Annotated in this window: 1 protein-coding gene; it reads left to right on the top strand. The window is 66.4% G+C overall.

The window, feature by feature from the left end; translation table 11 throughout:
* Window positions 1-1,060, top strand: a 1,060-nt coding sequence (locus LCU97_RS26475) for an AMP-binding protein (protein WP_232778211.1), incomplete at both ends; no start/stop codon positions are given.

Here is a 1,060-nt window from a genome sequence, read left to right on the forward strand (position 1 = left end):
ACTCGATCCGGCGGTGATCGGTCGAGTGCTGAAGGAAGGCGCGCCGCAGCACCTGCTCAACGGCTACGGCCCGACTGAAGCCACCACCTTCACCACCACCCATGAAATCAGAAGCGTGGGCGAGGGCGGTATTCCCATTGGCCGTCCTGTCGGCAACAGCCGGGTCTACGTGCTGGATGCTCATCAACAGCCTGTGCCAGTGGGCGTGGCCGGCGAGCTGTACATCGGTGGCGACGGCGTGGCGAAAGGGTACCTGAACCGTCCGGAGCTGACCGCCGAGAAGTTCGTTGCCGACCCGTTCAGCGCCGATCCGCAGGCCGTGCTCTATCGCACCGGCGACCTGGCGCGCTGGCGTGCGGACGGTGCCGTGGATTACCTGGGCCGCAACGACGACCAAGTGAAGATCCGCGGTTTCCGTATCGAACTGGGCGAAATCGAGGCCCGCTTGGGTCAATGTGCCGGCGTAAAAGACGCCGTGGTCCTGGCCCGGCAGGACGAAACCGGGCCCAAGCGCCTGGTGGGCTATGTGATTCCCGAGCCGGGCATCACCCTGTCGGTGCATGACCTGCGCAGCCAATTGGCCAGCACCCTGGCCGAATACATGGTGCCGAGCGCCTTTGTCGTGCTGTCCTCCTTCCCGCTGACCGCCAACGGCAAACTGGACCGCCGCGCCTTGCCGGCGCCGGATGCCGAGGCCTATGCCAGCCGCGAATATGCAGCCCCGCAAGGCGAGGTCGAGATCACCCTGGCGCAGATCTGGGCCGATGTGCTGAAGATCGAGCAGGTCGGGCGGCATGACCACTTCTTCGAACTGGGCGGTCACTCGCTGCTGGCGGTGACGCTGATCGAGCGCATGCGCCAGGCCGGTCTGAGCGCCGACGTGCGCGTGCTGTTCAGCCAGCCAACCCTGGCGGCGCTGGCGGCGGCGGTGGGCAGTGGCAAGGAAATCCGCGTGCCGGCCAACCGTATTCCGGCCGATTGCGAACACATTACCCCGGACCTGCTGGCGCTGGTGGACCTGACCCAGGATGCGATCGATCGCGTGGTGGCGACGGTGCCC

The organism is Pseudomonas uvaldensis (assembly GCF_021271205.1).
Taxonomy (GTDB): domain Bacteria; phylum Pseudomonadota; class Gammaproteobacteria; order Pseudomonadales; family Pseudomonadaceae; genus Aquipseudomonas; species Aquipseudomonas uvaldensis.